This is a genomic window from Kitasatospora sp. NPDC001539 (genome assembly GCF_040298565.1).
GTDB lineage: Bacteria > Actinomycetota > Actinomycetes > Streptomycetales > Streptomycetaceae > Kitasatospora.
In genome coordinates this window covers 1-24980 of sequence record NZ_JBEPAK010000094.1, presented here as the reverse complement: position 1 = coordinate 24980, position 24980 = coordinate 1, and the positions used below count along the sequence as shown (strand labels likewise).

Sequence of the window (24980 nt, the reverse complement as noted above, 5' to 3'; positions counted from 1 at the left end):
CCCGGAGGAGGTGCGGGGCTCGAAGCCGGGTGTCAGCGGGCTCAGACGAGCTCGGTGACGGTGCCGCCGGCAGCCTTGATCTTCTCGGCGGCGGAGCCGGAGACGGCGTCGACCGTCACCTGCAGCGCAACCGAGATCTCGCCGGTGCCGAGCACCTTGACGAGGGAGTTCTTGCGAACCGCGCCCTTGGCGACCAGGTCCTCGACGGTGACCTCGCCACCCTGCGGGTAGAGCTCGGCCAGCTTGTCGAGGTTGACGACCTGGAACGTGATCTTGAACGGGTTCTTGAAGCCCTTCAGCTTCGGCAGGCGCATGTGGAGCGGCATCTGGCCACCCTCGAAGCGCTGCGGAACCTGGTAGCGGGCCTTGGTGCCCTTGGTACCACGACCGGCGGTCTTACCCTTGGAGCCCTCACCACGACCCACGCGGATCTTGTCGGTCTTGGCACCCGGGGCGGGACGCAGGTTGTGGATCTTGATCGGGTTGTCGCCCATGATCAGTCCACCTCCTCAACCGTCACCAGGTGACGGACCGTGTGGGCCATCCCGCGGATCTCGGGACGGTCCTCCTTCACCACGACGTCGTGCAGACGCTTGAGACCAAGCGAGCGCAGGGTGTCACGGTGGTTCTGCTTGCTGCCGATGTACGACTTGGTCTGCGTGATCTTCAGGCGAGCCATCAGGCGCTCACCCCGGCAGCACGAGCCCGCAGCAGAGCGGCGGGAGCCACGTCCTCCAGCGGCAGGCCACGGCGGGCGGCGATCTCCTCGGGGCGCACGAGGCCCTTCAGAGCGGCCACGGTGGCGTGCACGATGTTGATCGCGTTGTCCGAGCCGAGCGACTTCGACAGGATGTCGTGGATGCCGGCGCACTCCAGGACGGCGCGCACCGGACCACCGGCGATAACACCGGTACCGGGGGCGGCGGGCTTCAGCAGCACGACGCCGGCGGCCTTCTCACCCTGAACCGGGTGGGGGATGGTGCCCTGGATGCGGGGGACGCGGAAGAAGTTCTTCTTGGCCTCCTCAACACCCTTGGCGATGGCGGCCGGAACCTCCTTCGCCTTGCCGTAACCGACACCCACGGTGCCCTCGCCATCGCCCACCACGACGAGCGCGGTGAAGCTGAAGCGACGGCCACCCTTGACAACCTTGGCGACACGGTTGATCGCGACGACGCGCTCGACGTAAGCGGTCTTCTCGACAGCCTGGGCGTTGCCCTGACCGTCACGCTTACGGTCGCGCCGCTCGCCACCCGTGCCGCGACCGGCGCCGCCTTCGCGGCGCTGGGGTCCAGCCATTGGAATTACCTCTCTCGTTTACGTCCGTCGACAGAGTCGACGAGCGGCTTAGAAGTCGAGCCCGGCCTCACGGGCCGCGTCCGCCAGGGCGGCGATGCGGCCGGCGTACCGGTTGCCCGCGCGGTCGAAGACGACCGACTCGATGCCGGCGGCCTTGGCGCGCTCGGCGACCAGGCTCCCGACCTTCTTGGCCAGCTCGGTCTTGTCGCCCTCGGTGCCCTTGATGGACACGTCGAGGGTGGACGCCGACGCCAGGGTGTGACCCTTGGCGTCGTCGATGACCTGGGCGACCATGTGACGGTTCGAGCGCGTCACGACGAGACGCGGACGCACCTCGGTGCCGACGACGCGCTTGCGAACGCGGATCGCGCGGCGCTTGCGAGCGGCGCTCTTGTAGGCGTTGCCCTTGCCGATCTTGACAGAGACGCTCATCGCTTACTTACCACTCTTTCCGACCTTGCGGCGGATGACCTCGCCCGCGTACTTGACGCCCTTGGCCTTGTACGGGTCGGGCTTGCGCAGCTTGCGGATGTTCGCGGCGATCTCGCCGACCTTCTGCTTGTCGATGCCGTCCACGTGGAACTTGGTGGGCGACTCGACGACGAAGGAGATGCCCTCCGGCGCGGTGACCAGGATCGGGTGGCTGTAGCCGAGCGAGAACTCCATGTCGGAGCCCTTCGCGTTCACGCGGTAGCCGACACCGCTGATCTCCAGCGACTTGCGGTAGCCCTGGGTCACGCCGGTGATCATGTTCGCCACCAGCGTGCGGGTCAGGCCGTGCAGGGCCTTCGAGCGACGCTCGTCGTTCGGGCGGGTGACGAGCACGGTGCCGTCCTCGCCCTTGCCGATCTCGATCGGCTCAGCGACGACGTGGGTGAGGGAACCCTTGGGGCCCTTCACCGAGACCGTCTGGCCATCGATGGTGACGTCCACGCCAGCGGGGACCTGGATGGGCAGCCGTCCAATACGCGACATTGCTGTACCTCCGTTTCCCGAATTACCAGACGTAGGCGAGAACTTCTCCGCCTACGCCCTTCTTGGCGGCCTGCTTGTCGGTCAGGAGGCCGGACGACGTGGAGATGATCGCCACGCCCAGGCCGCCGAGCACCTTCGGCAGGTTGGTGGACTTTGCGTAAACACGCAGACCCGGCTTGCTGATGCGCTTGATGCCGGCGATGGAGCGCTCACGGTTGGGGCCGAACTTGAGCTCGATGGTCAGCTTCTTGCCGACCTCGCCCTCAGCGGGCTCCTCAACCTTGTAGGAGGAGATGTAACCCTCCTGCTGCAGGATCTCGGCGACGTGCGCCTTGATCTTGCTCGACGGCATCGCGACAGAGTCGTGGTACGCCGAGTTCGCGTTGCGCAGACGCGTGAGCATGTCTGCGATGGGGTCGGTCATGGTCATGATGGCCTCAGGCCTCTCTCGCCGTGGTTTCTCCGCGCCAGGTCCCCCTGCCGCACTCTTCGAGTGCGCCAGGGGCACAAGCGCAGGGGACCTACGACGTAGTAAGACTGGGTGCGAGCCCTCCCAGAAGAGGGCCACGGACATCCATGGGGAAGCCGTGGCAGGGGGCCCGACCCCACCACCTTACGGGACTCCGTACGGCAGGCCCAAAACGGGCCGCTGTGGGATCGGGCACCTCTGCTTCGCTAGCGGTGCCTAGAGCGCTGGATTACCAGGAGCTCTTGGTCACGCCCGGCAGCTCGCCGCGGTGCGCCATCTCACGGAGGCAGACACGGCACAGGCCGAACTTGCGGTACACCGAGTGCGGACGGCCGCAGCGCTGGCACCGGGTGTAGGCCCGGACGCCGAACTTCGGCTTGCGCTCGGACTTCGCGATGAGGGACTTCTTCGCCATTGGCTCACGCCTCCTTGAACGGGAAGCCCAGAGCGCGCAGCAGCGCCCGGCCCTCGTCGTCGGTCTGAGCGGTGGTCACGACGGTGATGTCCATACCGCGCTGACGGTCGACCTTGTCCTGGTCGATCTCGTGGAACATAACCTGCTCGGTCAGACCGAACGTGTAGTTGCCACGGCCGTCGAACTGCTTCGGGGAGAGACCACGGAAGTCACGGATGCGCGGCAGGGCCAGCGACACCAGACGGTCCAGGAACTCCCACATGCGGTCACCACGGAGGGTGACGTGGGTGCCGATCGGCTGGCCCTCGCGCAGCTTGAACTGCGCGATGGACTTGCGAGCCTTGGTCACGGCCGGCTTCTGACCGGTGATCGCGGTCAGGTCGCGGATCGCGCCCTCGATCAGCTTGCTGTCACGGGCGGCCTCGCCGACACCCATGTTGACCACGACCTTGACCAGGCCGGGGATCAGCATGACGTTCTCGTACGAGAACTGCTCCTGCAGCTGGCCCTTGATCTCGGAGTTGTAACGCTCCTTGAGGCGGGGGGCCACCTTCTCAACAGTCGTCTCAGACATCAGATGTCCTCACCGGTCCGCTTGGCAACGCGGATCTTGTTGCCCTGGTCGTCGAAGCGGTAACCGACGCGGGTGACGACCTTCTTGCCGTCCTTCTCCACGACCAGCTGGACGTTGGAGACGTGCACCGGGGCCTCGACGGTCACGATGCCACCCTGGGTACCGGGACCCGGCTTGGTGTGCTTCTTGACCCGGTTGACACCCTCGACCAGGACCTTGTTCTCAGCCGGCATGGCCTTGATGACCTTGCCCTGCTTGCCCTTGTCCTTGCCGGTGATGACCTGGACCAGGTCACCCTTCTTGATCTTCATGCTGTTCGCCATGGGTCAGAGCACCTCCGGCGCCAGCGAGATGATCTTCATGAACTTCTTGTCGCGCAGCTCGCGGCCCACCGGGCCGAAGATGCGGGTACCGCGGGGGTCACCCTCGGTGTTCTTCAGCACGACAGCAGCGTTCTCGTCGAAGCGGATGTACGAGCCATCCGGACGACGGCGCTCCTTGACGGTGCGGACGACGACGCACTTGACGACGTCACCCTTCTTCACCGAGCCACCGGGGATCGCGTCCTTGACGGTCGCGACGATGACGTCCCCGATTCCGGCGTAGCGGCGACCGGAGCCACCGAGAACACGGATGCAAAGGATCTCCTTGGCACCAGTGTTGTCGGCAACACGCAGTCGCGACTCCTGCTGGATCACAGCTTTCTCCTGATCGTCAACGAGAGTCGACGGGCCGGCCGCTGCTCACATCGGCGTCCCCGGGGGGACCCGTTGCACATACGGCCGTACCTCATCGGCTTCGTTACTTGGCCTTCTCGAGGATCTCGACGACGCGCCAGCGCTTCGTCGCGGACAGCGGGCGGGTCTCCGCGAGGAGGACCCGGTCGCCCACGCCGCACGCGTTCTGCTCGTCGTGCGCCTTCAGCTTGTTCGTACGGCGGATGACCTTGCCGTACAGAGCGTGCTTGACGCGGTCCTCGACGGCGACGACGACGGTCTTGTCCATCTTGTCGCTGACGACGAGACCCTCACGGGTCTTGCGGAAACCGCGCGTCTCGTTGGTGTTCTCAGTCATCAGGCGTTCTCCACCGTCTCGATGCCCAGCTCGCGCTCGCGCATCAGGGTGTAGATCCGCGCGATGTCCTTGCGGACGAGCTTGAGCCGTCCGTGGTTGTCGAGCTGCCCGGTCGCCGCCTGGAAGCGGAGGTTGAACAGCTCCTCCTTGGCCTCGCGCAGCTTGGCAACGAGACCCTCGTTGTCCAGCGAGCGAAGCTCAGCAGCCTTGGTAGCGGCCGACATCAGCTCTCACCGTCCTCGCGCCGGACGATCCGGCACTTCATCGGCAGCTTGTGCGCGGCACGGGTGAGCGCCTCGCGAGCAACCTTCTCGTTCGGGTACGACAGCTCGAACATGACCCGACCCGGGTGCACGTTCGCGATCCACCACTCCGGCGAACCCTTACCGGAACCCATGCGGGTCTCGGCCGGCTTCTTGGTGAGCGGGCGGTCCGGGTAGATGTTGATCCAGACCTTGCCGCCACGACGGATGTGACGGGTGATCGCGATACGAGCGGACTCGATCTGACGGTTCGTCACGTAGGCCGGGGTCACGGCCTGGATGCCGAACTGGCCGAACGCCAGCTCGGTGCCACCCTTGGCAGCGCCACGGCGCTTCGGGTGGTGCTGCTTGCGGTGCTTGACCCGACGGGGGATCAGCATTGGGGTCAGGCCTCCGTTCCGGTGTTCTCAGCAGCCGGAGCCTCGGCGACCGGGGCCGCGGGGGCCTCGGCAGCGGCGGGACGACGGCCACGGCCACCGCGCTCGCCACCACGGCGCTCGCCACCGCGGGCGGGACGACCACCCTCGGGACGGGCCGGGCGGTTGCCCGAGCGGGCAGCGGCGTTCTCAGCGCGGACCTCGGCGATGTTCTTGACGTCGCCCTTGTAGATCCAGACCTTCACGCCGATGCGGCCGAAGGTCGTCTTGGCCTCGAAGAAGCCGTAGTCGACGTTCGCACGGAGGGTGTGCAGCGGCACGCGACCCTCGCGGTAGAACTCCGAACGGCTCATCTCGGCGCCGCCGAGACGACCGGAGCACTGGACCTTGATGCCCTTGGCGCCGGACTTCATGGTGCCCTGCATCGACTTGCGCATGGCACGGCGGAAGGAGACGCGGGAGGACAGCTGCTCCGCGACGCCCTGAGCCACGAGCTGGGCGTCCAGCTCGGGGTTCTTGACCTCGAGGATGTTCAGCTGGACCTGCTTGCCGGTCAGCTTCTCGAGGTCGCCGCGGATGCGGTCGGCCTCGGTGCCACGACGCCCGATGACGATGCCGGGACGGGCGGTGTGGATGTCGACGCGGACGCGGTCGCGGGTGCGCTCGATCTCGACCTTGGAGATGCCGGCGCGCTCCATGCCCTTCGTCATCATGCGACGAATGGCGACGTCTTCCTTGACGTAGTCCTTGTACAGCTTGTCGGCGTACCAGCGGGACTTGAAGTCCGTGCTGATGCCGAGGCGGAACCCGTGCGGGTTAACCTTCTGGCCCATTACCGGGTCCCTTCCTTGCTGCTGACGACCACGGTGATGTGGCTGGTCCGCTTGCGGATCCGGTAGGCGCGGCCCTGGGCACGCGGACGGAACCGCTTCAGGGTCGGGCCCTCGTCAACGTACGCCTCGGAGATGTAGAGGTCGTCCACGTTGGAGTGGTTGTAGTTGTGCGCGGCGTTGGCAATGGCGCTGTCGAGCACCTTGCCGACCGGCACGGTGGCGGCCTGCGGAGCGAAACGCAGGACGGCCTGGGCCTCCGTGGCATTCATGCCACGGATGAGGTCCACCACGCGGCGGGCCTTCATGGGCGTCACGCGGATGTACCGCGCCTGTGCCCTGGCTTCCATGGTTGTCCCCTTAATGGAGTAAGTCATTGAGTCGTTCTGGCGCTGAAAGCTCAGGCCCCGTGGCCGGAGGCCACTGAAGGGGCTCTTAGCGGCGCTTCGACTTCCGGTCTTCCTTCACGTGGCCACGGAAGGTGCGGGTCGGAGCGAACTCGCCGAGCTTGTGGCCGACCATCGACTCGGTGACGAACACCGGGACGTGCTTGCGGCCATCGTGGACCGCGATCGTGTGACCGAGCATGCTCGGGGAGATCACGGAACGACGGGACCAGGTCTTGATGACGTTCTGAGTACCCGCCTCGTTCTGAGCGTCCACCTTCTTGATGAGGTGGCCGTCGATGAAGGGGCCCTTCTTGAGACTGCGCGGCATCTGACCTGCTCCTAGCGCTTCTTGTTGGTCTTGCGGCGGCGCACGATGAGCTTGTCCGACGCCTTGTTCGGGCGACGGGTACGGCCCTCGGGCTTACCCCACGGCGAGACCGGGTGGCGACCACCGGAGGTCTTACCCTCACCACCACCGTGCGGGTGGTCGATCGGGTTCATGGCGACACCACGCACGGTCGGGCGGACGCCCTTCCAGCGCATGCGGCCGGCCTTGCCCCAGTTGATGTTCGACTGCTCGGCGTTGCCGACCTCGCCGACGGTGGCGCGGCAGCGCGCGTCGACCAGGCGGATCTCACCGGAGGGCATGCGCAGGTGCGCCATCTTGCCCTCACGCGCCAGCAGCTGGATGCCGGAGCCGGCCGAGCGGGCCAGCTTGGCACCGCCGCCGGGACGCAGCTCCACCGCGTGGATGGTGGTACCGACCGGGATGTTGCGCAGCGGCAGGTTGTTGCCCGGCTTGATGTCGGCGCCAGCGCCGTTCTCGATCCGGTCACCCTGCGCGATGCCGCGCGGCGCGATGATGTAGCGCTTCTCGCCGTCCGCGTAGTGCAGGAGCGCGATGCGCGCGGTGCGGTTCGGGTCGTACTCGATGTGCGCGACCTTGGCCGGCACGCCGTCCTTGTCGTGACGACGGAAGTCGATCACGCGGTAGGCGCGCTTGTGACCGCCACCCTGGTGGCGAGCGGTGACACGACCGGCGTTGTTACGGCCGCCCTTGCTGTGCAGGGGGCGAACCAGCGACTTCTCCGGCGTGGACCGCGTGATTTCTACGAAGTCGGCCACGCTGGAGCCACGACGGCCCGGCGTAGTCGGCTTGTACTTGCGGATGCCCATTTGGCTCTCTCGTCCTCGTCCTAATCGACGATCACGATCTCCTGGTTCAGGAGACCGGACCACCGAAGATGTCGATGCGGTTGCCCTCGGCCAGCGTCACGATGGCGCGCTTGGTGTCCTTGCGCTTGCCAAAGCCCGTCTTGGACCGCTTGCGCTTGCCCTGACGGTTGATCGTGTTGACAGCCTCGACCTTGACCGAGAAGACCGCCTCGACGGCCTGCTTGATCTGGGTCTTGTTGGCGCCCGGCGACACGATGAACGTGTACTTGTTCTCGTCGAGAAGGCTGTAGCTCTTCTCGGAGATGACCGGCTTCACCAGGACGTCACGGGGGTCCGTGAACGTCTTGCTCGTAACGTCGCTCATCAGGCGGCGCTCCCTTCGAGCTCGCCCTCAGCGGCAACGGCCTTGGCGGACGCGGCCGGACCGGCCACGAAACGCTCGAAGGCGGCCTGGGTGAAGACCACATCGTCGGAGACGAGCACGTCGTAGGTGTTCAGCTGACCCGCGTCCAGGATGTGCACGTTCGGCAGGTTGCGAGCGGACTTGACGCCCAGCTCGTCCGAGCGCTCGACGACCAGGAGGACGTTCTTGCGGTCGGTGATCTTGCCGAACAGGCCCTTGGCGGCCTTGGTCGACGGCGCCTCGGTCGCGGTCACGCCGGTGACGACGTGAATGCGGTTGTGGCGGGCCCGGTCGGTGAGCGCACCGCGCAGGGCGGCGGCGATCATCTTCTTCGGGGTCCGCTGCGAGTAGTCGCGCGGCACGGGACCGTGCACGACGCCACCGCCGGCGAACTGCGGCGCACGGGTCGAGCCCTGACGGGCGCGGCCGGTGCCCTTCTGGCGGTACGGCTTCTTGCCGCCACCGCGGACCTCGCCGCGAGTCTTGGTCTTGTGGGTGCCCTGACGGGCCGCAGCGAGCTGCGCCACGACGACCTGGTGCATCAGCGGAACGCTGACCTTCGCGTCGAAGATCTCGGCCGGCAGCTCGATGCTGCCGGTCTTGTCGCCAGCCGGCGACAGGATGTCAATGGTGCTCATTTCCTCACAGCCCCTTCGCCGCGGTGCGGACGAGGACGAGGCCGCCGTTCGGGCCCGGGACGGCGCCCTTGATGAGCAGCAGACCCTTCTCCGCGTCGACCGCGTGCACGGTCAGGTTCTGGGTGGTCACACGCTCGTGGCCCATCCGACCAGCCATGCGCAGGCCCTTGAACACACGGCCCGGGGTGGCGCAGCCACCGATGGAACCGGGCGAACGGTGCTTGCGCTGGGTGCCGTGACCGGCGCCGAGACCACGGAAGTTGTGGCGCTTCATGACACCGGCGAAGCCCTTGCCCTTGGAGGTGCCGGTCACGTCGACCTTGACACCCGCCTCGAACAGCTCGGCGGTGATCTCCTGGCCCAGGGTGTACTCGGACGCGTCCGAGGTACGGAGCTCGACCAGGTGGCGGCGCGGGGTGACACCGGCCTTGGCGAAGTGGCCCGCGAGGGGCTTGTTCACCTTGCGGGGGTCGATCTCGCCGAAGCCGATCTGGACGGCGTCGTAGCCGGCCGGGCTGTCGGCGGTGTGGACCTGGGTCACGACATTCGGCCCGGCCTTGACGACGGTCACCGGGACGACCCGGTTGTTCTCGTCCCAGACCTGGGTCATGCCGAGCTTCTCGCCCAGGATGCCCTTAATCTGCTTAGCCATCTTCGGTGCGCCTCTCAGAGCTTGATCTCGATGTCGACGCCGGCCGGCAGGTCGAGACGCATCAGCGAGTCAACCGTCTTCGGCGTGGGGTCGAGGATGTCGATCAGACGCTTGTGAGTACGCATCTCGAAGTGCTCGCGCGAGTCCTTGTACTTGTGCGGCGAGCGGATGACGCAGTACACGTTCTTCTCAGTGGGCAGCGGCACCGGGCCCGCGACCTGCGCACCAGTACGGATCACCGTCTCGACGATCTTCTTCGCCGAGGAGTCGATGACCTCGTGGTCGTAGGCCTTGAGCCGGATGCGGATCTTCTGTCCCGCCATGGCTACTCAGTAGTCCTTCTGTCGTTAGTCACTGCACGAATCCCCTCCGACCCCCGCGCTCGGGCGTGTCGCACTCGCGCTTGCAAAAAACCGGCGAAGAACTCGTCGGTTTCGAACTTTCCGGGGTGGGGGGAGCCGGGTCGAGACCCCGCACACGCTTCCCGGAAGATTCCCGTACGTCCGCCCCGCAGCTGCCGTGGCGTAGAACTCACGCTTGACGGCCATCACGGGAACGACGAGTACATGGGACTCGCTTCCGGTCCTCCCGGCGGGAGGCGCGCAGCATCGGCACTCAACCGAGCAACTTGGACATACTGCCACATGGAGCAGCCCGGATGCCAATCGGGGCCGGTGAGGCGCACCTCACCGGCCCCGAGAGGGTGACCGTCGTCAGCCGCGGCCGCGGACCCGCGTCACCACGGACGCTTCGAGCCGCAGACCAGCGACCACTCCTCGCCGGTCACGTTGGCGCACCACAGCCGGCCCTTGTCGGGCTCGTTGTTGTACTCGTGGAGGCCCTTGTTGACCGGGGCGCAGTCGGTGGGACCGGCCGGGTCGTACTTGGGGCACTTGCCGTTGCGGTTCACCAGGATGTGCGCGCGCCAGGCGTCCGCGCCCATGTCGATGCCCTTGGCGTCGGCGGTGGGGACGTACTCCGGCTTGGTGGTCGGCATGTAGCGGTCCACCGACCAGGAGGCCGACATGGCGGCGAACAGCGCCATGGCGCAGACCGCGCCCGCGACCAGGCGCCCGGTGACGGCCGGCCGCAGCGTCACCGGCGCGGGCCCGCCGTCGGCGCCGACGCGCTGCACCGTCCGCAGCCAGGCGGTGCCCCGCTGGACGGCGAACATCAGGCCGAGCACCGCGAGGATCATCAGCGCGTACAGGATGATCCAGGTGGTGCGCGGGTACAGCATGACGGCCTTGTCCTTCGCCAGGTGCGAGGCGAAGTAGAAGCGCAGCAGCCAGGCGCTGATCAGCGTCGCCGCGGTGGTGCGGACCAGGACGCTGCGCAGACCGAGGCCGAGCGCCAGCGCGGCGCCGGCCAGCAGCAGCAGGGTGTAGGCGCTCTGCCCGGCGAGCTCACCGCGCCACGGGAAGTCGTGGTAGTTCAGGTCGCCGTTGCGGTCCGAGGCCCAGCCCATGATGTACGCCGGGTCGATGTACACCGAGAGGTAGGCGTACCGGTCCTTCGCCTGGGCGCCCTGCTTCACCAGCTCGTACAGCAGCGGCGAGCCGACCACGCCGGCGCTCACCAGCGTCGCGGCCAGGAACAGCAGCACCCGCTTGACCCGGGCGGCGCCGCGGCGCCACGGCACCAGGAACAGCGTCAGCACCAGCACGCCGGGCGCGGCCCAGACGAACCAGCCCGAGTACCAGAGGAACATCACGCCGAACGAGACGCCGAAGCCGACGCCGCGCAGCACCGTGGAGCGCGTGGTCAGCTCGTGCGCCCGGCGCAGCTCGCGCAGGGCCCCGGCCAGCATCGGCACCATGACCAGCATCGTCACGTGGCTGTACGGGCGGATCGGGTCCAGGAAGAGGATCGCGGCCGGGACGGCGACCAGCAGCGCCCAGAACGGGCGCAGCAGCAGTCGCCAGGACAGGTACGCCATCGGGCCGACCAGCGCGCTGCAGATCAGCTGGACGTCCTTCATGGCGTAGCCGACGCCGCCGATGCCCCCGTAGAACAGCTTCGACCAGACCGCCAGCACGGCCGGGAAGCCGGGCGGGTAGACGCCGGGCAGGCCCTTGCCGCGCAGCATGTCGTTGGCCATCCCGATGAGGTTGCCCGGGTCGCCCTCCTGGCCGCCGAGGCCCCAGTCGGTGCCGTTCAGCGCCACCGCGATGCCGCCGGCGACCGCGCCGGTGGCCAGGCCGGCGACAGCCGCGCAGACCAGCCGCTGGGTGAGCTGGTAGCGGGCCAGGCTGCCCCGGTAGGCCGTGTAGAGCAGCACCGCCAGGACGGGCAGCCCGACCACGGCGGCGTACTTCTGCACCATGGCCAGACCGCTGACCTGGCCGACGCGGTTGAGCGGGTTGACGTTGATGCGCATGCAGAGCAGCGTGAAGACGAACGCCGCCACGACCGAGACCAGGGCCTCGGCCGAACGGACCGCCCAGGGCCGCGCCAGCAGGCCGTCCATCCGCCCGGGGCGGGCAGCGGAGGCGCCCTCCGGTTGTCGCGGCTCCGCCTCGGAGCCGCCGACCGGGCTGGTGGCCAGATCAGTCATGTCTGTCACTTCCGTGCGTGGCCACGTCCGGTGAGTGGCATGGAGTGGCGGGGTGGGTCGGCGATCGGGATCAGCCGACATGATAGAACCGCCGCCCGGAGCGGCTGCTCCGGGCGAAGGGCCTGCTGGAGGGGATCCGCGCCGGTCAGCTGCTGCGGACGGCGCGGCCGACCATGGCGCCGGCGTGGGCGAAGTCACCCGCGCCGAGGCGTCCGGCGGCCACCATCAGGGCGTGCAGACGGGACGAGAGGTGCAGGTCGGCCGAGCGGGCCGCCGCGTTCCAGCCCTTGGCGCGCAGTTCCTTGGCGATCAGCCCGTAGTAGCGCAGTTCCTCGTCGAAGCGCTTGCCGTCCTTGACCCGGGTCGAGGAGTCGCTGGCCTGGTGACGGCGGTAGCGGAAGACCTCGCGCTCGTCGACCAGCAGGTTGCCGCCCTCCATCAGCATGTCGACCATGAACGCCAGGTCGTGGACGGCGTCGATGTCGGGGCGGTACGGGATCTTGGAGAGCGCCGACTGCCGGTAGAGGAGCGACGGGGTGTACAGCCAGTTGCCGGACAGCAGGCTCTTGACCGCGTCCTCGCCGCTGATCACGCCGGCCTTGCGGGCGGGGGCGGCGATCCGGCGCTTGACCTTGTCGCCGATGCCGAGCGAGGGCACCAGGTTCCCGTCGCTGTCCATCACCTTCACGCCCGGCTGGACCGCGATCGCGTTCGGGTCGGCCTTCATCCGCTCCAGGACGACGTCCAGGTAGTCCGGCTCCAGCAGGTCGTCGGCGCCCATCATGGAGACGAACTCGCGCTCGGCCAGGGTCGACGCCTTGTACGTGTTGCCGTTGGGGCCCAGCCGCTCCTCGTTGCGGACGTACCGGATCCGGTCGTCGCCAAGGCCCTCGATGTACTCCAGCGCCCGGTTGCCCGGGTACTGGTCGTCCACCACGGTCAGTCGCCAGTCCTGCTGGTTCTGGGCCCGGATGCTGTCGATGGTGGCGAACAGGTACTCCGGGTCGCCGTAGTACGGGATGACGAAATCGACGCTCATGACGGCGCCGCACCTCCTGGTCCTGGGTCACGCTCGGGTGCCGCCCGGCCGCGGCCGCCGGGCGAGCCAAGTCAACCAGCTTCCGGCCGGTGATCGGGGAGCGGTGCCGCTCCGGGCACCGCGCCCGGCCCCGCGGCCGGCGGGCCCGGCTCTTCGGACGAACGGTTCGGGAGGGTCCCCCGGTTCGGCGGTTCACCGGAATGACGGTTTCTCACGACGCGGCGGGAACCGCCGGCCCGCGCGACGGGGGCCCGCCGTCCCGCCTGGTTCACGGTGATCCGTGTGCGAGCGCTGGGAGTTCCAGCCTACGGGTCGGGCTTCTCCGCGGGCACTCCGGCCCCCACCGGGCTCGAGGACTCTCCGACGCCCCGTCAGCGCACGCGCCGGCGGTGGCGGCCGCGCCCCGCACGCGCCGGCCGCGCCCGGTTCCGGCCCCGGTGCCCCGGCCCGGCCTGGCCGACGGCACGGAGAAGGCCCCGCACCCTCGGGTACGGGGCCCTCCTCGTGCGCGTCGCCCGCCCCGCGGGAGAGGGCGTCAGCGGTCGGAGCCGACCGGGGCGTCCAGGCGGTCGTTGTTGTGGCGGACGCCCTCGTTGATGGCCACCGTGCGGGCCAGGTCGGTGAGCTTCTTCTCGAGCGAGCGGAAGCGCAGGTAGGTGTTGAGGGTGAGGAAGCCCATGGCGATCACCATCAGGTAGAGCACCAGGTCCGTGCCGCGGCCGACGCCCAGCGCGGTGGCCAGCTTGGTCACGCCGGTCGGCCACAGGATGGCGACGATGTTGGCGATCACGAACAGGGCGAAGGCGATGCGCTTCCACGCCCGGGTGTTCGCGGCGTCCCAGCGCCGGACGAACAGGAGGGCCATGGCCACCGCGGCCAGGACCAGGATCAGCTGGATCCAGAGGTGATTCATCGGCGGTTACGCTCCCGCAGCGAGATGTCGAAGAGGATGTTCACGCCGTTGATCAGGGACTGGCCCTTGGCGCGCGAGTAGTCGGTGTACAGGATGTCCACCGGAACCTCGGCGACCCTCAGGTCCGAGCCGGCGAGGAAGGAAACGATCTCCGAAGCGTGGGCCATGCCGTTCATGGTGATCTTGATCCGGCTGGCGGCCTCACGGTTCATCACGCGCAGACCGTTGTGCGCGTCGGTGAGCTTCAGCTTTCGGGCGGTCGGGCTGACGGCGGCGGCGGTGCGGAGCACGACCCGCTTGATCCACGGCACCTGGCCGGTCTGCTCGATGAAGCGGGAGCCGAGGACGATGTCGGCCTCGCCCTGGCGCAGCAGCGCCACCATCTTCTCGACGTCGGCGGTCTGGTGCTGGCCGTCCGCGTCGAAGGTCGCGAAGTACTCGGCGCCCTCCTGCCCGAGCGCGTACTTCAGACCGGTCTGGAGCGCGGCGCCCTGCCCCAGGTTGACCGGGTGCCGCACGAGGTGCGCGCCGGTCGACATGACGTGCTGGGCCGTGTCGTCGGTGCAGCCGTCGTCGACCACCACGATGTTCGGGAAGGTCTTGCGCGCACCCTCCACGACGTCGGCGATCACCTGGCCTTCGTTGTACGCCGGGATCACCAGCCAGACGTTGTCATACTCGGACACAGGTGCTCCATGCTTGGCGAACGGCACGGCGGCCCGTGCCTCGGGTCTGTCTATCGATGATGGTCATGGGCGTCGGCCGATCACAGTCCGGTCCCCCGCCCTCAACGGGTCCGCAGCGGCTCTGCCGCGGTCCGGTCGGCCGGGTCGGCGGCGGGGCGGGAGGGGAATGCGCGGTACAGCGACCACAGCATCAGGACGGCACTGACCAGCGACCCCGCCAGGTAGGCGAGCTCCGCGCGGAGACCGACGCCGCCCGGCGTGAGCGCGACAGCCACCAATGCTACGGAACCGGCCGTCCAGCCCACCAGTTGGCGGCGGTGCTGCGAGCTCGACATCAGCGCCTGGCCGAAGACCGTCGCGAGGACGTAGCAGAGCGTCCCGAACACCAGCCAGAGGAAGTCCAGCGGTCCGAGCACGTCCTTGGCGTTGAACAGCAGCGGGTTGAGCCTGGAGCCGAGCACGATCACCGGCAGACCACCGCCGATGCACATCGCGGCGACGATCGCGGTGGTACGGGTCAGCACCTTGCGGAACTCGCCGTGGTCGCCGGCCGCGGCGGCGCCGGAGAGCGCGGAGACCATCGAGGCCTGCAGGGCGCTGTAGGCGAACAGCGGCGCCCGGGCCATCACCACCGCCTGGCCGATCGCGAAGACCAGGGCGTCGGAGGCCTCGGAGTGCTTCGGCGCGAGCAGGCGCACGCAGACCACGGTCGCGTTGACGACCAGCTGGCTGAGCATGACCGAGGCGATCAGCAGGCCGAGCCCGCTGGTGAGCTGCTTCCAGGACACCTCCGGCCCCGGAGTGCGGTCCGCGAGGGTGTCGCGCAGGCCGATCAGCGAGGCGGCCACCGGCGAGACGAAGAGGATCAGGCCGAAGGCGAGCGCCGAGTGCAGCCCGGCCAGGGCCGCCACGCCGGCCAGGCCGATGCGCAGCCCCCCGTCGACCGCCAGCTGGGTGCCGTACGGCCCGAACAGCCCGAGTCCGGCCAGCGCGCCGCGGGCGACCGAACTCACCGCGAGACCGGCCAGGCCGCCGGCCAGGGCGACCACCAGGGTGCGGTCGCCGCTGAACAGCTGGTCGGCGATCGGGCCGGCGGCGGCCGCCAGCAGCGCGCAGACCGCGGCCAGGATCGCCATGGCCAGCAGCAGCATCCGCCGTACCGCGGGAAGCGCCCCGTGTCCGGCCACCTTGCGGGCGGCGACCAGCCGGGTCAGCTCCAGCTCGACCGGCTGGAAGAGGCCCCATCCGACGGACATCACGATGGTCCAGAGCATCGTCACCCTGGCCGCGCCGACGGTGCTCAGGCTGTAGCCCACGAGCGCCATGTACACGTACGCCGAGGCTCCGAGCACGACCGTGCCACCGACCACGAGCCGCGCCCCCGGGGGAAGCACCCCAAGCAGCTTGGCGATCGGGTTCTTCATCACATGACCACCGAATTCACCGGCCGGCCGAGCCACACGTCTCCGCACGAGGCCGGCCAGGCCGTGCGATTGCTGTGAATAGTAGCGGGTGGCCGTGAACCCTCGGTGCGCGCCGACCGCGTATCCGATGACATCTCAGCCCCCGGGGAAGGTGCGGCCCCACGGCTGGGTCCAGAGGATGCCCGGATCGCTCACCACGGTGACCGTCGTGCCCTGCTTGGCCAGGTCCCGCTTGATCCGCTCGCCCACGGAACGGTCGGCGGTGAGGATCTTCGGCGCGGTGCGCGCCGCGGGCAGCTGCTGGACGGCGCCCTTGAGCTTGGCGAACGAGCGCTGGTAGTCCTCCTCCTTCACCTGGGGGCCGCCGATGTCCACCCAGTGGACGTCGTACAGCGCCTTCATGTCACCGCCGCGCCGGTTCAGCAGCGAGGCGAGCCAGGTCGCCTTGAGGTTCTTGTAGTCGTCGTTGGAGACCAGCGCGACCACCGGTCCGTCACTGCGCAGGGCGGTCAGCGCCGCCGCGCCCTCGGGGCCCATGTCGCTCTCGAACTCGCCGCGGCCCCAGACCACCAGCGGGTTGCCGGACCAGGCGGACGGGGCGTCGTCGGTGGTCAGGAAGCCCCACTGCACGTTGGCGAAGAGGCTGAGCGCGGCGGCGACGGTCAGGCCGGAGAGCGCCAGCTCCCCCAGCCGCCGGGTGAGCGCCCGGCCGGCCCCCCGGTACGACGTCTGAAGGACGGCCCCGACCGCGCCGACCGAGATCAGGGCGACCACGACGCCCACGGCCGTCATCTTGTGGAAGTAGTACGAGTACCTGCCGATGGTGTGCAGCTGGTAGGCGGCGAAGGCGGTCAGCAGCGCGCCCGTGCCGAGCAGCACCGCCAGGTGCGCCTGGCCGGTGGCCGTGCGGCGGTTGCGCGGCATGGCGGCCGCCAGCAGGCCGAGCAGACCGCCGCCGATCAGGATCGAGCGGTCCGCGCTGACGCTCGGGCCGCTCATGTTCGAGGCGCTGGCCACGTCGAGGTCGCCCAGCACGGAGAGGGCGCTCGGCAGGGCCGCCACCGCCAGGGCGCAGGCCAGTGCGCCGAGCGTCCACCACCAGCGCCCGGCGAACCTGCGCCGGTGCACGACCAGGGCACCCAGCAGCGCCACGCCGACGAACGCGCCGTAGATGTTGTAGGTGAAGGTGACGGTGATCAGACCGGCGGAGGCGACCAGCAGGAACTCGGTGAAGCCCATCGCCGGCCGGATCAGCACCGCCAGGGCGAGCGCGATCAGCAGCAGGCCGATGAACGTGGAGTCGAAGCCGTGGGTCAGCAGGTCCAGGTAGTTGCTGGCGAGCATGATCGAGCCGACGGTCGCGCAGACCGCCGCGGCCCGCCAGCCGCGCAGCCGCGGCCCGCCGATCCACCGGGCCGCCCAGACCAGCGCCGTGCAGAACAGCGCGTACGCCACCAGCAGGTACAGGAAGTACCGGTTCATGGTCTGGAGCATGTCGCCCGGGTCGGCGGCGGAGTGGACCAGCGTGTCCGTCCAGGCCAGCAGGAAGTGCGAGCCCTGCGGATAGGTCACCTCGGACGGCGGGATCAGGTAGGCCCTGGCCGCATCCTGGTGGAGGAAGTTGAAGCCGCCGACGCCCTGGATGCCGGAGAAGAAGGAGAAGTGCGCGAGCCGGTCCTCCGACGTCGCGAAGTAGGCGACCCGCTCGGCCGCCGAAGCCCCGGCCACGGGGTGGAACAGGTAGTGCCAGAAACCGGCGAAGGTGCCCAGCACCAGCAGGTCGGACCAGCGGAAGCGCAGCGGCAGCCCGGGGGCGCGCCGGCCGACCCAGGCCGCCGTGGTGAGCACGGTGAACATCGTGCCCGTGGTGGCGACCGGCGACAGACCCCAGGGCCAGAGCGAGAAGACCAGGCCGAAGCTCAGCACGGCCCCGGCCACGATCAGGCCGGCGACGAAGAGCCGGTCGAGCAGCACACCGCCGACCCGGATCACGGCGGCGACGGCGAGCAGCAGCAGCGGCAGCAGCACCACGCCCAGATGGAGGGCGATCAGCCCGGCCGGCAGCAGCCAGGACAGGGCGAGCCCGCCGACCAGGACGAGCGGGTTGCGCCGCCGCCGTCCGGCACCGGAGGGGCGTGGCCCGGGCGGTGCGGTCGGTCGATGGATCCCGCTGTCGGGCGAGCTGTGTACGGTCGACACGGTGCCGTGCCCCTCCGGTCAAGTCCCTGCCGCCCGTCTCCCCCCGATCGGGTCCGGACTTCCTCTACCGTCTGCGGGCAGGCTACAGGCGCCAGCATACCGAGGGATGGTGTCGGCACTGACCGTTCGGGCCCGCGGGCGGGCCGTCCGCGAACCGTCGGCCGGCTCCGCGCCGCCCGTCGGACACCGGCGGTTCAGGACCCGGACGCGCGGGACTCCCCGCCCCGGAACACCCAGACCTTCAGCAGCACGAACCGGGCCACCGTGGCCAGTCCGTTGGCGACGACCAGCCCGGCCACCTCGACCGGCCGGGAGGCGTCCGGCGCCACCTCGGCCAGCAGGGCGAGGACCCCGGAGCTGAGGCCGAGGCCGATCAGGAACGCCACCGCGCCCTGCACCTGGTGGCGGAGCATGCCCCGGGAGCCGACCACCCCGAAGGTGAAGCGGCGGTTGGCCGCCGTGTTGGCCACCGCGCTGACCGCCAGGGCGATCAGGTTCGCCGCCTGCGGATCGGTGAACCACCGCGCGGCGACGAACAGCCCCAGGTAGAAGAGGGTGCTGAGGACGCCGATGACCAGGAAGGACGGCAGCTGCCGCCGGGTCCTCGGAGCGGGGCCGGCGGGCTCCCCGGACGGGGTCACCGGCGGGGCCCCTGCTCGTCGTCCTCGGCCGAGTCGTACCCGACGAAGTAGGTCGGCCGGGCCTGCACCGCCGAGTAGATCCGGCCGACGTACTCCCCCAGCAGCCCGACGCAGATCAGCTGGACGCCGCCGAGGAACAGCATTCCTATGTACAGCGAGGACCACCCGGGCACCGTCGACCCGAGCGCGTAGGCGACGGTGGCGTGGATCGCGAGCGCGATGCAGACCACGAAGCTGACCAGGCCCAGGTAGGTGGCCAGCCGCAGCGGAGCGGCGGAGAAGTTGGTGATGCTGTCCAGCGCCAGCCGCACCATCTTGGAGACCGGGTAGTGGGTGCCGCCGGCCACCCGCTCCTCGCGGACGTACACCACCTCGCCGCTGGGGAAGCCCAGCCACGGCACCAGCAGCCGGTAGACGGGCTGGTGCTCGGGCAGTTGCTTGAGGGCGTCCACGGCGGCCCGGCTGAGCAGCCGGAAGTCGCCCGCCTGGTTGGGCATCCGCTTGCCGACGAGCTTGCGCATCAGCCAGTAGTAGGCGCCCGCCGTGCGGCGCTTGAAGACGGTGTCGGTGCCGCGGTCCCCGCGCACGCCGTAGACCACGTCGAGGCTCTGCTCGCGGGCCAGGCCGAGCATCTCCGGGATCTTCTCCGGCGGGTCCTGGAGGTCGGCGTCGATGCTGACCACGTAGTCGCCGAGCGCCCGGTGGATGCCCGCGGTGAGCGCGGCCTGGTGCCCCGAGTTGCGGGCGAAGCGGACGATGCGGAACTCCGGCCAGTCCTGCCGGATCTTCTGCATCAGGACGGGCGTGGCGTCGCGGCTGCCGTCGTCGACGCCCACGACCTCATAGGAGACCCCCAGCCCGTCCAGGATCGGACGCAGCCGCTCGACGGTGAGCGGAAGCGCCTCCTGCTCGTTGTAGATCGGCATCACGACCGAGAGCAGCGGTGCCGTAGACATGACGTGGGTCCCACTTTCCGCGATGGCGGGGCTGGATGGTGAGCCGACCATAACAGTCGGCCATGAGCTCACCGTGAGAGCAAGGGGCAGGCGGGTGAGCGCCCGGTGAGACGCCGAAGGGCCCCACGCACTCGCGGTGCGTGGGGCCCTTCGGACTGGCCTGACGAGCAGGACAGGTCAGAGCATCAATTACTTGATGATCTTGGTGACCTGGCCGGCGCCGACGGTGCGGCCACCCTCACGGATGGCGAACTTGAGGCCCTCCTCCATGGCGACCGGCTGGATCAGCGCGACGGTCATGGCGGTGTTGTCGCCCGGCATGACCATCTCGGTGCCCTCGGGGAGGGTCACGACGCCGGTCACGTCCGTGGTACGGAAGTAGAACTGCGGGCGGTAGTTGTTGAAGAACGGGGTGTGGCGGCCACCCTCGTCCTTCGACAGGATGTAGGCCTGGGCCTCGAAGTCGGTGTGCGGGGTGACCGAACCCGGCTTGATGATGACCTGGCCGCGCTCGACGTCCTCGCGCTTGATGCCACGGAGCAGCAGACCGACGTTCTCACCGGCCTGGCCCTCGTCGAGCAGCTTGCGGAACATCTCGATGCCGGTGACCGTGGTGGTGGTCTTCTCGGTCTTGATGCCGATGATGTCGACGGTCTCGTTGACCTTGAGGATGCCGCGCTCGATGCGACCGGTGACGACGGTACCACGACCGGTGATCGTGAAGACGTCCTCGATCGGCATCAGGAACGGCTGGTCCACGGCGCGGGCCGGGGTGGGGATGTTCTCGTCGACCGCGTGCATGAGGCCGAGGAGCTTCTCGCCCCACTCCTTGTCGCCCTCGAGGGCCTTCAGGGCGGAGACGCGCACGACCGGCAGGTCGTCGCCCGGGAACTCGTACTCGGAGAGGAGCTCACGGACCTCGAGCTCGACGAGCTCCAGGATCTCCTCGTCGTCCACCATGTCGGCCTTGTTCAGGGCGACGACGATGTAGGGGACGCCGACCTGGCGGGCCAGGAGGACGTGCTCCTTGGTCTGCGGCATCGGGCCGTCGGTGGCGGCGACGACGAGGATCGCACCGTCCATCTGGGCCGCACCGGTGATCATGTTCTTGATGTAGTCCGCGTGACCCGGGCAGTCGACGTGGGCGTAGTGACGCGCCTCGGTCTGGTACTCGACGTGCGCGATCGAGATGGTGATACCGCGCTGCCGCTCCTCCGGCGCCTTGTCGATCTGGTCGAACGGCGTGAAGGGGTTGATCTCCGGGTACGCGTCGTGCAGCACCTTGGTGATGGCCGCGGTAAGGGTCGTCTTACCGTGGTCGATGTGACCGATGGTGCCGATGTTGACGTGGGGCTTCGTCCGCTCGAACTTCGCCTTCGCCACTGCAGTCCTCCTGAGGACAGTTCCTGTACGCCGTGCTGACGTCAGTTGGTCTTGATCGGGCTTGGTCCGTGGTGCCGCAAGCACCTCGTACCGTCCCGCGGGTGGGGGCCGGAGGCCCCGGGAGGATCCGTCCGGATCCTCCCGGGTCGCCTCCTAATAGCCTAAGGGGTCGGAATCATCCCGAATGTCGGACTGATTCTGAAGCCGGCAGTGCCGGACCTCACTCGCCCTTGGACTTGGCGATGATCTCCTCAGCCACGGCCTTGGGGACCTCGGCGTACGAGTCGAACTGCATCGAGTAGCTGGCGCGACCAGAGGTCTTGCTGCGCAGGTCACCGACGTAGCCGAACATCTCGGAGAGGGGCACCAGCGCCGAGACGACGCGGGCACCGTGACGCTCGTCCATGGACCGGATCTGGCCACGGCGAGAGTTGATGTCACCGATCACGTCGCCCATGTAGTCCTCGGGCGTGGTGACCTCGACGGCCATCATCGGCTCAAGAAGGACCGGCTTGGCCTTCTTGGCGCCTTCCTTGAAGGCCATCGAACCGGCGATCTTGAACGCGAGCTCGGAGGAGTCGACGTCGTGCGACTGGCCGTCGAGCAGGCTGACGCGAACGCCCTGGAGCGGGTACCCGGCGAGGACACCGAACTCCATGGCCTCCTGGCAACCGGCGTCGACCGAGGGGATGTACTCCTTCGGCACGCGGCCACCGGTGACCTTGTTGACGAACTCGTAGCCCTCGGCCTGCTCGAGCGGCTCGATCGCGATCTGCACCTTGGCGAACTGACCGGAACCACCGGTCTGCTTCTTGTGGGTGTAGTCGATGCGCTCGACGGCCTGACGGATCGTCTCGCGGTACGCGACCTGCGGCTTGCCGACGTTGGCCTCGACCTTGAACTCACGCTTCATACGGTCGACCAGCACCTCGAGGTGCAGCTCGCCCATACCCGCGATGATGGTCTGGCCGGTCTCCTCGTCCGTGTTGACCTGGAAGGACGGGTCCTCCTCGGCGAGACGCTGGATGGCGACACCCAGCTTCTCCTGGTCACCCTTGGACTTGGGCTCGATGGCGACGCGGATGACCGGGGCCGGGAAGTCCATGGACTCCAGGATGACCGGGTTCTTCTCGTCGGCCAGCGTCTCACCGGTGGTGGTCTGCTTGAGGCCCATGACGGCGACGATGTCGCCGGCGCCCACCGACTCGATCTCCTCACGCTTGTTGGCGTGCATGCGGTAGATCTTGCCGATGCGCTCCTTCTTGCCCTTCACGGCGTTCAGCACGGAGGTGCCGGACTCCAGGCGGCCGGAGTAGATCCGGACGAAGGTGAGCTTGCCCAGGTGCGGGTCGGACATGATCTTGAACGCCAGCGCGGCCAGCGGCTCGTCGTCCGAAGCCTTGCGGGAGATCTTGGTCTCCGGGTCGTTCGGCTTGGTGCCCTCGATGGACTCGATGTCCAGCGGCGACGGCAGGTACTTGACGACGGCGTCGAGCAGGGGCTGAACGCCCTTGTTCTTGAACGCGGTGCCGCAGAAGATCGGGGTGAAGTCCGAGTTCAGCGTGCCCTTGCGGATCGCGTCCTGCAGCAGCTCGACCGGGATCTCCTCGCCCTCGAGGGCGAGCTCCATGATCTCGTCGCTGACGTTCGAGACGGTGTCGATCAGCTGCTCGCGGTACTCCTCGGCCTGCTCCACCAGGTCGGCCGGGATGTCGACGACGTCGTACATCTCGCCCTTGGCGGCCTCGGCCGACCAGACCAGCGCCTTCATGCGGACAAGGTCGACAACGCCCTTGAAGTCCGCCTCGGCACCGATCGGGAGCTGCATGACCAGCGGGGTCGCGCCGAGGCGGTCCACGATGGTCTTCACGCAGAAGAAGAAGTTCGCGCCCGTGCGGTCCAGCTTGTTGATGAAGCAGATGCGCGGAACGCCGTAGCGGTCAGCCTGCCGCCACACGGTCTCGGACTGGGGCTCGACACCGGCGACACCGTCGAACACCGTCACGGCACCGTCGAGGACGCGCAGCGAACGCTCCACCTCGACGGTGAAGTCGACGTGACCCGGGGTGTCGATGATGTTGATGGTGTTGTCGACGCCGTCGACCGTCCAGTGACAGGTCGTCGCGGCCGACGTGATCGTGATGCCGCGCTCCTGCTCCTGCTCCATCCAGTCCATGGTGGCAGCGCCATCGTGGACCTCACCGATCTTGTACGAGACACCGGTGTAGAACAGGATCCGCTCGGTGGTGGTGGTCTTGCCCGCGTCGATGTGCGCCATGATCCCGATGTTGCGGACCCTGGCGAGGTCAAGGGAGGTTGCAGCCATGGTGGCTCGTTCTCTCTCTGTCTAGTGACGGGGTACGGACTACCAGCGGTAGTGCGCGAAGGCCTTGTTGGACTCGGCCATCTTGTGGGTGTCCTCGCGACGCTTCACGGAAGCGCCCAGGCCGTTGCTGGCGTCGAGGATCTCGTTCATCAGGCGCTCGGTCATGGTCTTCTCGCGACGGGCGCGCGAGTAGCCCACCATCCAGCGCAGCGCCAGGGTGCTGGCGCGGCCCGGACGGACCTCGACCGGAACCTGGTAGGTCGCGCCACCGACACGGCGGGACTTGACCTCGAGGGCCGGCTTGACGTTCTCCAGCGCGCGCTTCAGCGTGACGACCGGGTCCGAGCCGGTCTTCTCGCGGACGCCCTCGAGGGCGCCGTACACGATCCGCTCGGCGGTGGAGCGCTTGCCGTGCAGCAGGATCTTGTTGACGAGCTGGGTGACGACCGGGGAGCCGTAGACCGGGTCGATGATGACCGGACGCTTCGGGGCGGGGCCCTTACGAGGCATTCTTACTTCTCCTTCTTGGCGCCGTAGCGGCTGCGGGCCTGCTTGCGGTTCTTGACACCCTGGGTGTCGAGCGAACCGCGGATGATCTTGTAGCGGACACCAGGAAGGTCCTTCACACGACCACCGCGCACCAGCACGATGGAGTGCTCCTGCAGGTTGTGGCCCTCGCCCGGGATGTAAGCGGTGACCTCGATCCCGCTGGTGAGGCGCACACGGGCGACCTTGCGGAGAGCCGAGTTCGGCTTCTTCGGGGTGGTCGTGTACACACGCGTGCAGACCCCACGGCGCTGCGGGGAGCCCTTCAGCGCGGGAGTCTTGTTCTTCTCGACCTTGTCCTGCCGGCCCTTTCGGACCAGCTGCTGGATCGTAGGCACCGTTTCTCCGTTTTCTGTGTGCCAAGGCTTGGTGGAACTAACCTGCGGTGTCTTCCCTCGCACACGGCCCCGTGGTCGACCCACGCGGTCGGGTGTGTTGGGCTATTCCGACACGGAATCCCATGAGCTGATGTACAGCGACGGCGCTCTACGCGCGGCGCGCTGGGAGGCGCTCCGGCTCGGCGCGGCGACCGGTGTGCATGCACGCACAAGGACCCGGGGACACCCCAGGCACAAGGTCAGAGCGTACCTAGCGCATGGGGCGCGGTCAAAACAAATGCAACGCCGCAGGTCGCGGCCTTCGGCCGGGTGTCGCCCCGGTGTCCCGTACGCGACCGGCCGGTGTCGGGCCGCCTTCACCCGCTCTACCACAGTCGGCGGCTCGCCGGCTGCACCTCGCCCGTCCGCCTCGACGGCTGGCGGACCGAGATCAACGAG

Annotated in this window: 33 protein-coding genes; all 33 read right to left on the bottom strand. The window is 68.5% G+C overall.

The features are described 5' to 3' along the window. Positions 1–41 precede the first annotated feature (41 nt). Entirely contained in the window at positions 42–494 is a 453-nt protein-coding gene (rplO, locus tag ABT247_RS16920; protein ID WP_392899695.1) for a 50S ribosomal protein L15, read from the bottom strand. Positions 495–496: 2 nt separating this feature from the next. Beyond that, on the bottom strand, positions 497–679 hold the full coding sequence (gene rpmD, locus ABT247_RS16915) for a 50S ribosomal protein L30 (RefSeq protein WP_109451325.1): 183 nt from the start codon (positions 677–679) through the stop codon (positions 497–499). Further along, positions 679–1299, bottom strand: coding sequence for a 30S ribosomal protein S5 (gene rpsE, locus ABT247_RS16910; RefSeq protein WP_207810342.1), 621 nt, complete (start codon positions 1297–1299; stop codon positions 679–681). The genes rpmD and rpsE overlap by 1 nt, the downstream gene beginning before the upstream one ends. A gap of 48 nt (positions 1300–1347) precedes the next feature. Then, positions 1348–1731 carry a 50S ribosomal protein L18 gene (gene rplR / locus ABT247_RS16905; protein ID WP_031063032.1) on the bottom strand — a complete coding sequence of 128 codons (384 nt, stop codon included), beginning with the start codon at positions 1729–1731 and terminating at the stop codon, positions 1348–1350. A 3-nt stretch (positions 1732–1734) separates the two neighbouring features. Continuing rightward, a complete protein-coding gene (rplF, locus tag ABT247_RS16900; protein ID WP_350743497.1) occupies positions 1735–2274 on the bottom strand; it encodes a 50S ribosomal protein L6 in 540 nt (179 codons plus the stop codon). A 22-nt stretch (positions 2275–2296) separates the two neighbouring features. Further along, positions 2297–2704 (bottom strand): 30S ribosomal protein S8, encoded by a 408-nt coding sequence (rpsH, locus tag ABT247_RS16895; protein ID WP_207810340.1) that lies wholly within the window; start codon positions 2702–2704, stop codon positions 2297–2299. A 268-nt stretch (positions 2705–2972) separates the two neighbouring features. Then, a complete protein-coding gene (locus tag ABT247_RS16890; protein ID WP_030055830.1) occupies positions 2973–3158 on the bottom strand; it encodes a type Z 30S ribosomal protein S14 in 186 nt (61 codons plus the stop codon). A gap of 4 nt (positions 3159–3162) precedes the next feature. Continuing rightward, on the bottom strand, positions 3163–3732 hold the full coding sequence (gene rplE / locus ABT247_RS16885) for a 50S ribosomal protein L5 (RefSeq protein ID WP_030280779.1): 570 nt from the start codon (positions 3730–3732) through the stop codon (positions 3163–3165). Then, positions 3732–4043, bottom strand: a complete 312-nt coding sequence (gene rplX, locus ABT247_RS16880; RefSeq protein ID WP_350743501.1) for a 50S ribosomal protein L24 — start codon at positions 4041–4043, stop codon at positions 3732–3734. The genes rplE and rplX overlap by 1 nt, the downstream gene beginning before the upstream one ends. 15 nt (positions 4044–4058) lie before the next feature. Then, positions 4059–4430: a 50S ribosomal protein L14 gene (rplN, locus tag ABT247_RS16875; RefSeq protein WP_030232481.1), complete on the bottom strand. Its 372-nt coding sequence runs from the start codon at positions 4428–4430 to the stop codon at positions 4059–4061. Between the two features lie 103 nt (positions 4431–4533). After that, positions 4534–4806, bottom strand: a complete 273-nt coding sequence (rpsQ, locus tag ABT247_RS16870) for a 30S ribosomal protein S17 (RefSeq protein ID WP_030280777.1) — start codon at positions 4804–4806, stop codon at positions 4534–4536. Continuing rightward, the gene (gene rpmC, locus ABT247_RS16865; protein WP_030232478.1) at positions 4806–5030 is read right to left on the bottom strand and encodes a 50S ribosomal protein L29; all 225 of its coding nucleotides are present in this window, start codon (positions 5028–5030) and stop codon (positions 4806–4808) included. Before rpmC ends, rpsQ begins: the two co-directional genes overlap by 1 nt. Continuing rightward, positions 5030–5449: a 50S ribosomal protein L16 gene (gene rplP, locus ABT247_RS16860; protein ID WP_030232476.1), complete on the bottom strand. Its 420-nt coding sequence runs from the start codon at positions 5447–5449 to the stop codon at positions 5030–5032. Before rplP ends, rpmC begins: the two co-directional genes overlap by 1 nt. Before the next feature lie 5 nt (positions 5450–5454). Further along, a complete protein-coding gene (gene rpsC, locus ABT247_RS16855) occupies positions 5455–6279 on the bottom strand; it encodes a 30S ribosomal protein S3 (protein ID WP_030055823.1) in 825 nt (274 codons plus the stop codon). Beyond that, entirely contained in the window at positions 6279–6626 is a 348-nt protein-coding gene (gene rplV, locus ABT247_RS16850; protein WP_030280773.1) for a 50S ribosomal protein L22, read from the bottom strand. The genes rpsC and rplV overlap by 1 nt, the downstream gene beginning before the upstream one ends. Positions 6627–6711: 85 nt before the next feature. After that, entirely contained in the window at positions 6712–6993 is a 282-nt protein-coding gene (gene rpsS, locus ABT247_RS16845; RefSeq protein WP_030280772.1) for a 30S ribosomal protein S19, read from the bottom strand. Positions 6994–7004: 11 nt separating this feature from the next. Next, complete coding sequence (gene rplB / locus ABT247_RS16840; RefSeq protein WP_030232466.1) at positions 7005–7841, bottom strand: 50S ribosomal protein L2; 837 nt, start codon at positions 7839–7841, stop codon at positions 7005–7007. 46 nt (positions 7842–7887) lie between these two features. Next, positions 7888–8205 carry a 50S ribosomal protein L23 gene (gene rplW, locus ABT247_RS16835; RefSeq protein WP_030280768.1) on the bottom strand — a complete coding sequence of 106 codons (318 nt, stop codon included), beginning with the start codon at positions 8203–8205 and terminating at the stop codon, positions 7888–7890. After that, the gene (gene rplD / locus ABT247_RS16830; RefSeq protein WP_350743493.1) at positions 8205–8882 is read right to left on the bottom strand and encodes a 50S ribosomal protein L4; all 678 of its coding nucleotides are present in this window, start codon (positions 8880–8882) and stop codon (positions 8205–8207) included. The genes rplW and rplD overlap by 1 nt, the downstream gene beginning before the upstream one ends. Positions 8883–8886: 4 nt before the next feature. Continuing rightward, a complete protein-coding gene (rplC, locus tag ABT247_RS16825; RefSeq protein ID WP_153460994.1) occupies positions 8887–9534 on the bottom strand; it encodes a 50S ribosomal protein L3 in 648 nt (215 codons plus the stop codon). A gap of 14 nt (positions 9535–9548) precedes the next feature. Next, complete coding sequence (rpsJ, locus tag ABT247_RS16820; RefSeq protein ID WP_012785157.1) at positions 9549–9857, bottom strand: 30S ribosomal protein S10; 309 nt, start codon at positions 9855–9857, stop codon at positions 9549–9551. 413 nt (positions 9858–10270) lie between these two features. After that, entirely contained in the window at positions 10271–12091 is a 1821-nt protein-coding gene (locus ABT247_RS16815) for a hypothetical protein (RefSeq protein WP_350743490.1), read from the bottom strand. Between the two features lie 145 nt (positions 12092–12236). After that, a complete protein-coding gene (locus tag ABT247_RS16810) occupies positions 12237–13130 on the bottom strand; it encodes a glycosyltransferase family 2 protein (protein ID WP_350743488.1) in 894 nt (297 codons plus the stop codon). Between the two features lie 535 nt (positions 13131–13665). Further along, positions 13666–14043, bottom strand: a complete 378-nt coding sequence (locus ABT247_RS16805) for a DUF2304 domain-containing protein (protein ID WP_350743486.1) — start codon at positions 14041–14043, stop codon at positions 13666–13668. Further along, positions 14040–14729 carry a glycosyltransferase family 2 protein gene (locus tag ABT247_RS16800; protein WP_350743484.1) on the bottom strand — a complete coding sequence of 230 codons (690 nt, stop codon included), beginning with the start codon at positions 14727–14729 and terminating at the stop codon, positions 14040–14042. Before ABT247_RS16800 ends, ABT247_RS16805 begins: the two co-directional genes overlap by 4 nt. Positions 14730–14830: 101 nt before the next feature. After that, positions 14831–16153: a hypothetical protein gene (locus ABT247_RS16795; RefSeq protein ID WP_350743482.1), complete on the bottom strand. Its 1323-nt coding sequence runs from the start codon at positions 16151–16153 to the stop codon at positions 14831–14833. A 135-nt stretch (positions 16154–16288) separates the two neighbouring features. Beyond that, complete coding sequence (locus ABT247_RS16790; RefSeq protein ID WP_350743480.1) at positions 16289–18352, bottom strand: hypothetical protein; 2064 nt, start codon at positions 18350–18352, stop codon at positions 16289–16291. Positions 18353–18546: 194 nt separating this feature from the next. Then, entirely contained in the window at positions 18547–18993 is a 447-nt protein-coding gene (locus tag ABT247_RS16785) for a GtrA family protein (RefSeq protein WP_350743478.1), read from the bottom strand. Next, positions 18990–19949, bottom strand: a complete 960-nt coding sequence (locus ABT247_RS16780; protein ID WP_350743476.1) for a glycosyltransferase family 2 protein — start codon at positions 19947–19949, stop codon at positions 18990–18992. Before ABT247_RS16780 ends, ABT247_RS16785 begins: the two co-directional genes overlap by 4 nt. A gap of 189 nt (positions 19950–20138) precedes the next feature. Beyond that, positions 20139–21332, bottom strand: a complete 1194-nt coding sequence (gene tuf / locus ABT247_RS16775) for an elongation factor Tu (RefSeq protein WP_350743474.1) — start codon at positions 21330–21332, stop codon at positions 20139–20141. Between the two features lie 220 nt (positions 21333–21552). Continuing rightward, positions 21553–23658, bottom strand: coding sequence for an elongation factor G (gene fusA, locus ABT247_RS16770; protein WP_350743472.1), 2106 nt, complete (start codon positions 23656–23658; stop codon positions 21553–21555). Positions 23659–23697: 39 nt separating this feature from the next. Next, the gene (gene rpsG / locus ABT247_RS16765; protein ID WP_030055803.1) at positions 23698–24168 is read right to left on the bottom strand and encodes a 30S ribosomal protein S7; all 471 of its coding nucleotides are present in this window, start codon (positions 24166–24168) and stop codon (positions 23698–23700) included. Positions 24169–24170: 2 nt separating this feature from the next. Beyond that, complete coding sequence (gene rpsL / locus ABT247_RS16760; protein ID WP_014144289.1) at positions 24171–24542, bottom strand: 30S ribosomal protein S12; 372 nt, start codon at positions 24540–24542, stop codon at positions 24171–24173. Between the last annotated feature and the right edge of the window lie 438 nt (positions 24543–24980).

Coding starts and splice junctions, on each gene's coding strand:
- rplO (WP_392899695.1), bottom strand. CDS start 494: ATGGGCGACAACCCGATCAAGATCCACAACCTGCGTCCCGCCCCGGGT.
- rpmD (WP_109451325.1), bottom strand. CDS start 679: ATGGCTCGCCTGAAGATCACGCAGACCAAGTCGTACATCGGCAGCAAG.
- rpsE (WP_207810342.1), bottom strand. CDS start 1,299: ATGGCTGGACCCCAGCGCCGCGAAGGCGGCGCCGGTCGCGGCACGGGT.
- rplR (WP_031063032.1), bottom strand. CDS start 1,731: ATGAGCGTCTCTGTCAAGATCGGCAAGGGCAACGCCTACAAGAGCGCC.
- rplF (WP_350743497.1), bottom strand. CDS start 2,274: ATGTCGCGTATTGGACGGCTGCCCATCCAGGTCCCCGCTGGCGTGGAC.
- rpsH (WP_207810340.1), bottom strand. CDS start 2,704: ATGACCATGACCGACCCCATCGCAGACATGCTCACGCGTCTGCGCAAC.
- ABT247_RS16890 (WP_030055830.1), bottom strand. CDS start 3,158: ATGGCGAAGAAGTCCCTCATCGCGAAGTCCGAGCGCAAGCCGAAGTTC.
- rplE (WP_030280779.1), bottom strand. CDS start 3,732: ATGTCTGAGACGACTGTTGAGAAGGTGGCCCCCCGCCTCAAGGAGCGT.
- rplX (WP_350743501.1), bottom strand. CDS start 4,043: ATGAAGATCAAGAAGGGTGACCTGGTCCAGGTCATCACCGGCAAGGAC.
- rpsQ (WP_030280777.1), bottom strand. CDS start 4,806: ATGACTGAGAACACCAACGAGACGCGCGGTTTCCGCAAGACCCGTGAG.
- rpmC (WP_030232478.1), bottom strand. CDS start 5,030: ATGTCGGCCGCTACCAAGGCTGCTGAGCTTCGCTCGCTGGACAACGAG.
- rplP (WP_030232476.1), bottom strand. CDS start 5,449: ATGCTGATCCCCCGTCGGGTCAAGCACCGCAAGCAGCACCACCCGAAG.
- rpsC (WP_030055823.1), bottom strand. CDS start 6,279: ATGGGCCAGAAGGTTAACCCGCACGGGTTCCGCCTCGGCATCAGCACG.
- rplV (WP_030280773.1), bottom strand. CDS start 6,626: ATGGAAGCCAGGGCACAGGCGCGGTACATCCGCGTGACGCCCATGAAG.
- rpsS (WP_030280772.1), bottom strand. CDS start 6,993: ATGCCGCGCAGTCTCAAGAAGGGCCCCTTCATCGACGGCCACCTCATC.
- rplB (WP_030232466.1), bottom strand. CDS start 7,841: ATGGGCATCCGCAAGTACAAGCCGACTACGCCGGGCCGTCGTGGCTCC.
- rplW (WP_030280768.1), bottom strand. CDS start 8,205: ATGAGCGACGTTACGAGCAAGACGTTCACGGACCCCCGTGACGTCCTG.
- rplD (WP_350743493.1), bottom strand. CDS start 8,882: ATGAGCACCATTGACATCCTGTCGCCGGCTGGCGACAAGACCGGCAGC.
- rplC (WP_153460994.1), bottom strand. CDS start 9,534: ATGGCTAAGCAGATTAAGGGCATCCTGGGCGAGAAGCTCGGCATGACC.
- rpsJ (WP_012785157.1), bottom strand. CDS start 9,857: ATGGCGGGACAGAAGATCCGCATCCGGCTCAAGGCCTACGACCACGAG.
- ABT247_RS16815 (WP_350743490.1), bottom strand. CDS start 12,091: ATGACTGATCTGGCCACCAGCCCGGTCGGCGGCTCCGAGGCGGAGCCG.
- ABT247_RS16810 (WP_350743488.1), bottom strand. CDS start 13,130: ATGAGCGTCGATTTCGTCATCCCGTACTACGGCGACCCGGAGTACCTG.
- ABT247_RS16805 (WP_350743486.1), bottom strand. CDS start 14,043: ATGAATCACCTCTGGATCCAGCTGATCCTGGTCCTGGCCGCGGTGGCC.
- ABT247_RS16795 (WP_350743482.1), bottom strand. CDS start 16,153: ATGAAGAACCCGATCGCCAAGCTGCTTGGGGTGCTTCCCCCGGGGGCG.
- ABT247_RS16780 (WP_350743476.1), bottom strand. CDS start 19,949: ATGTCTACGGCACCGCTGCTCTCGGTCGTGATGCCGATCTACAACGAG.
- fusA (WP_350743472.1), bottom strand. CDS start 23,658: ATGGCTGCAACCTCCCTTGACCTCGCCAGGGTCCGCAACATCGGGATC.
- rpsG (WP_030055803.1), bottom strand. CDS start 24,168: ATGCCTCGTAAGGGCCCCGCCCCGAAGCGTCCGGTCATCATCGACCCG.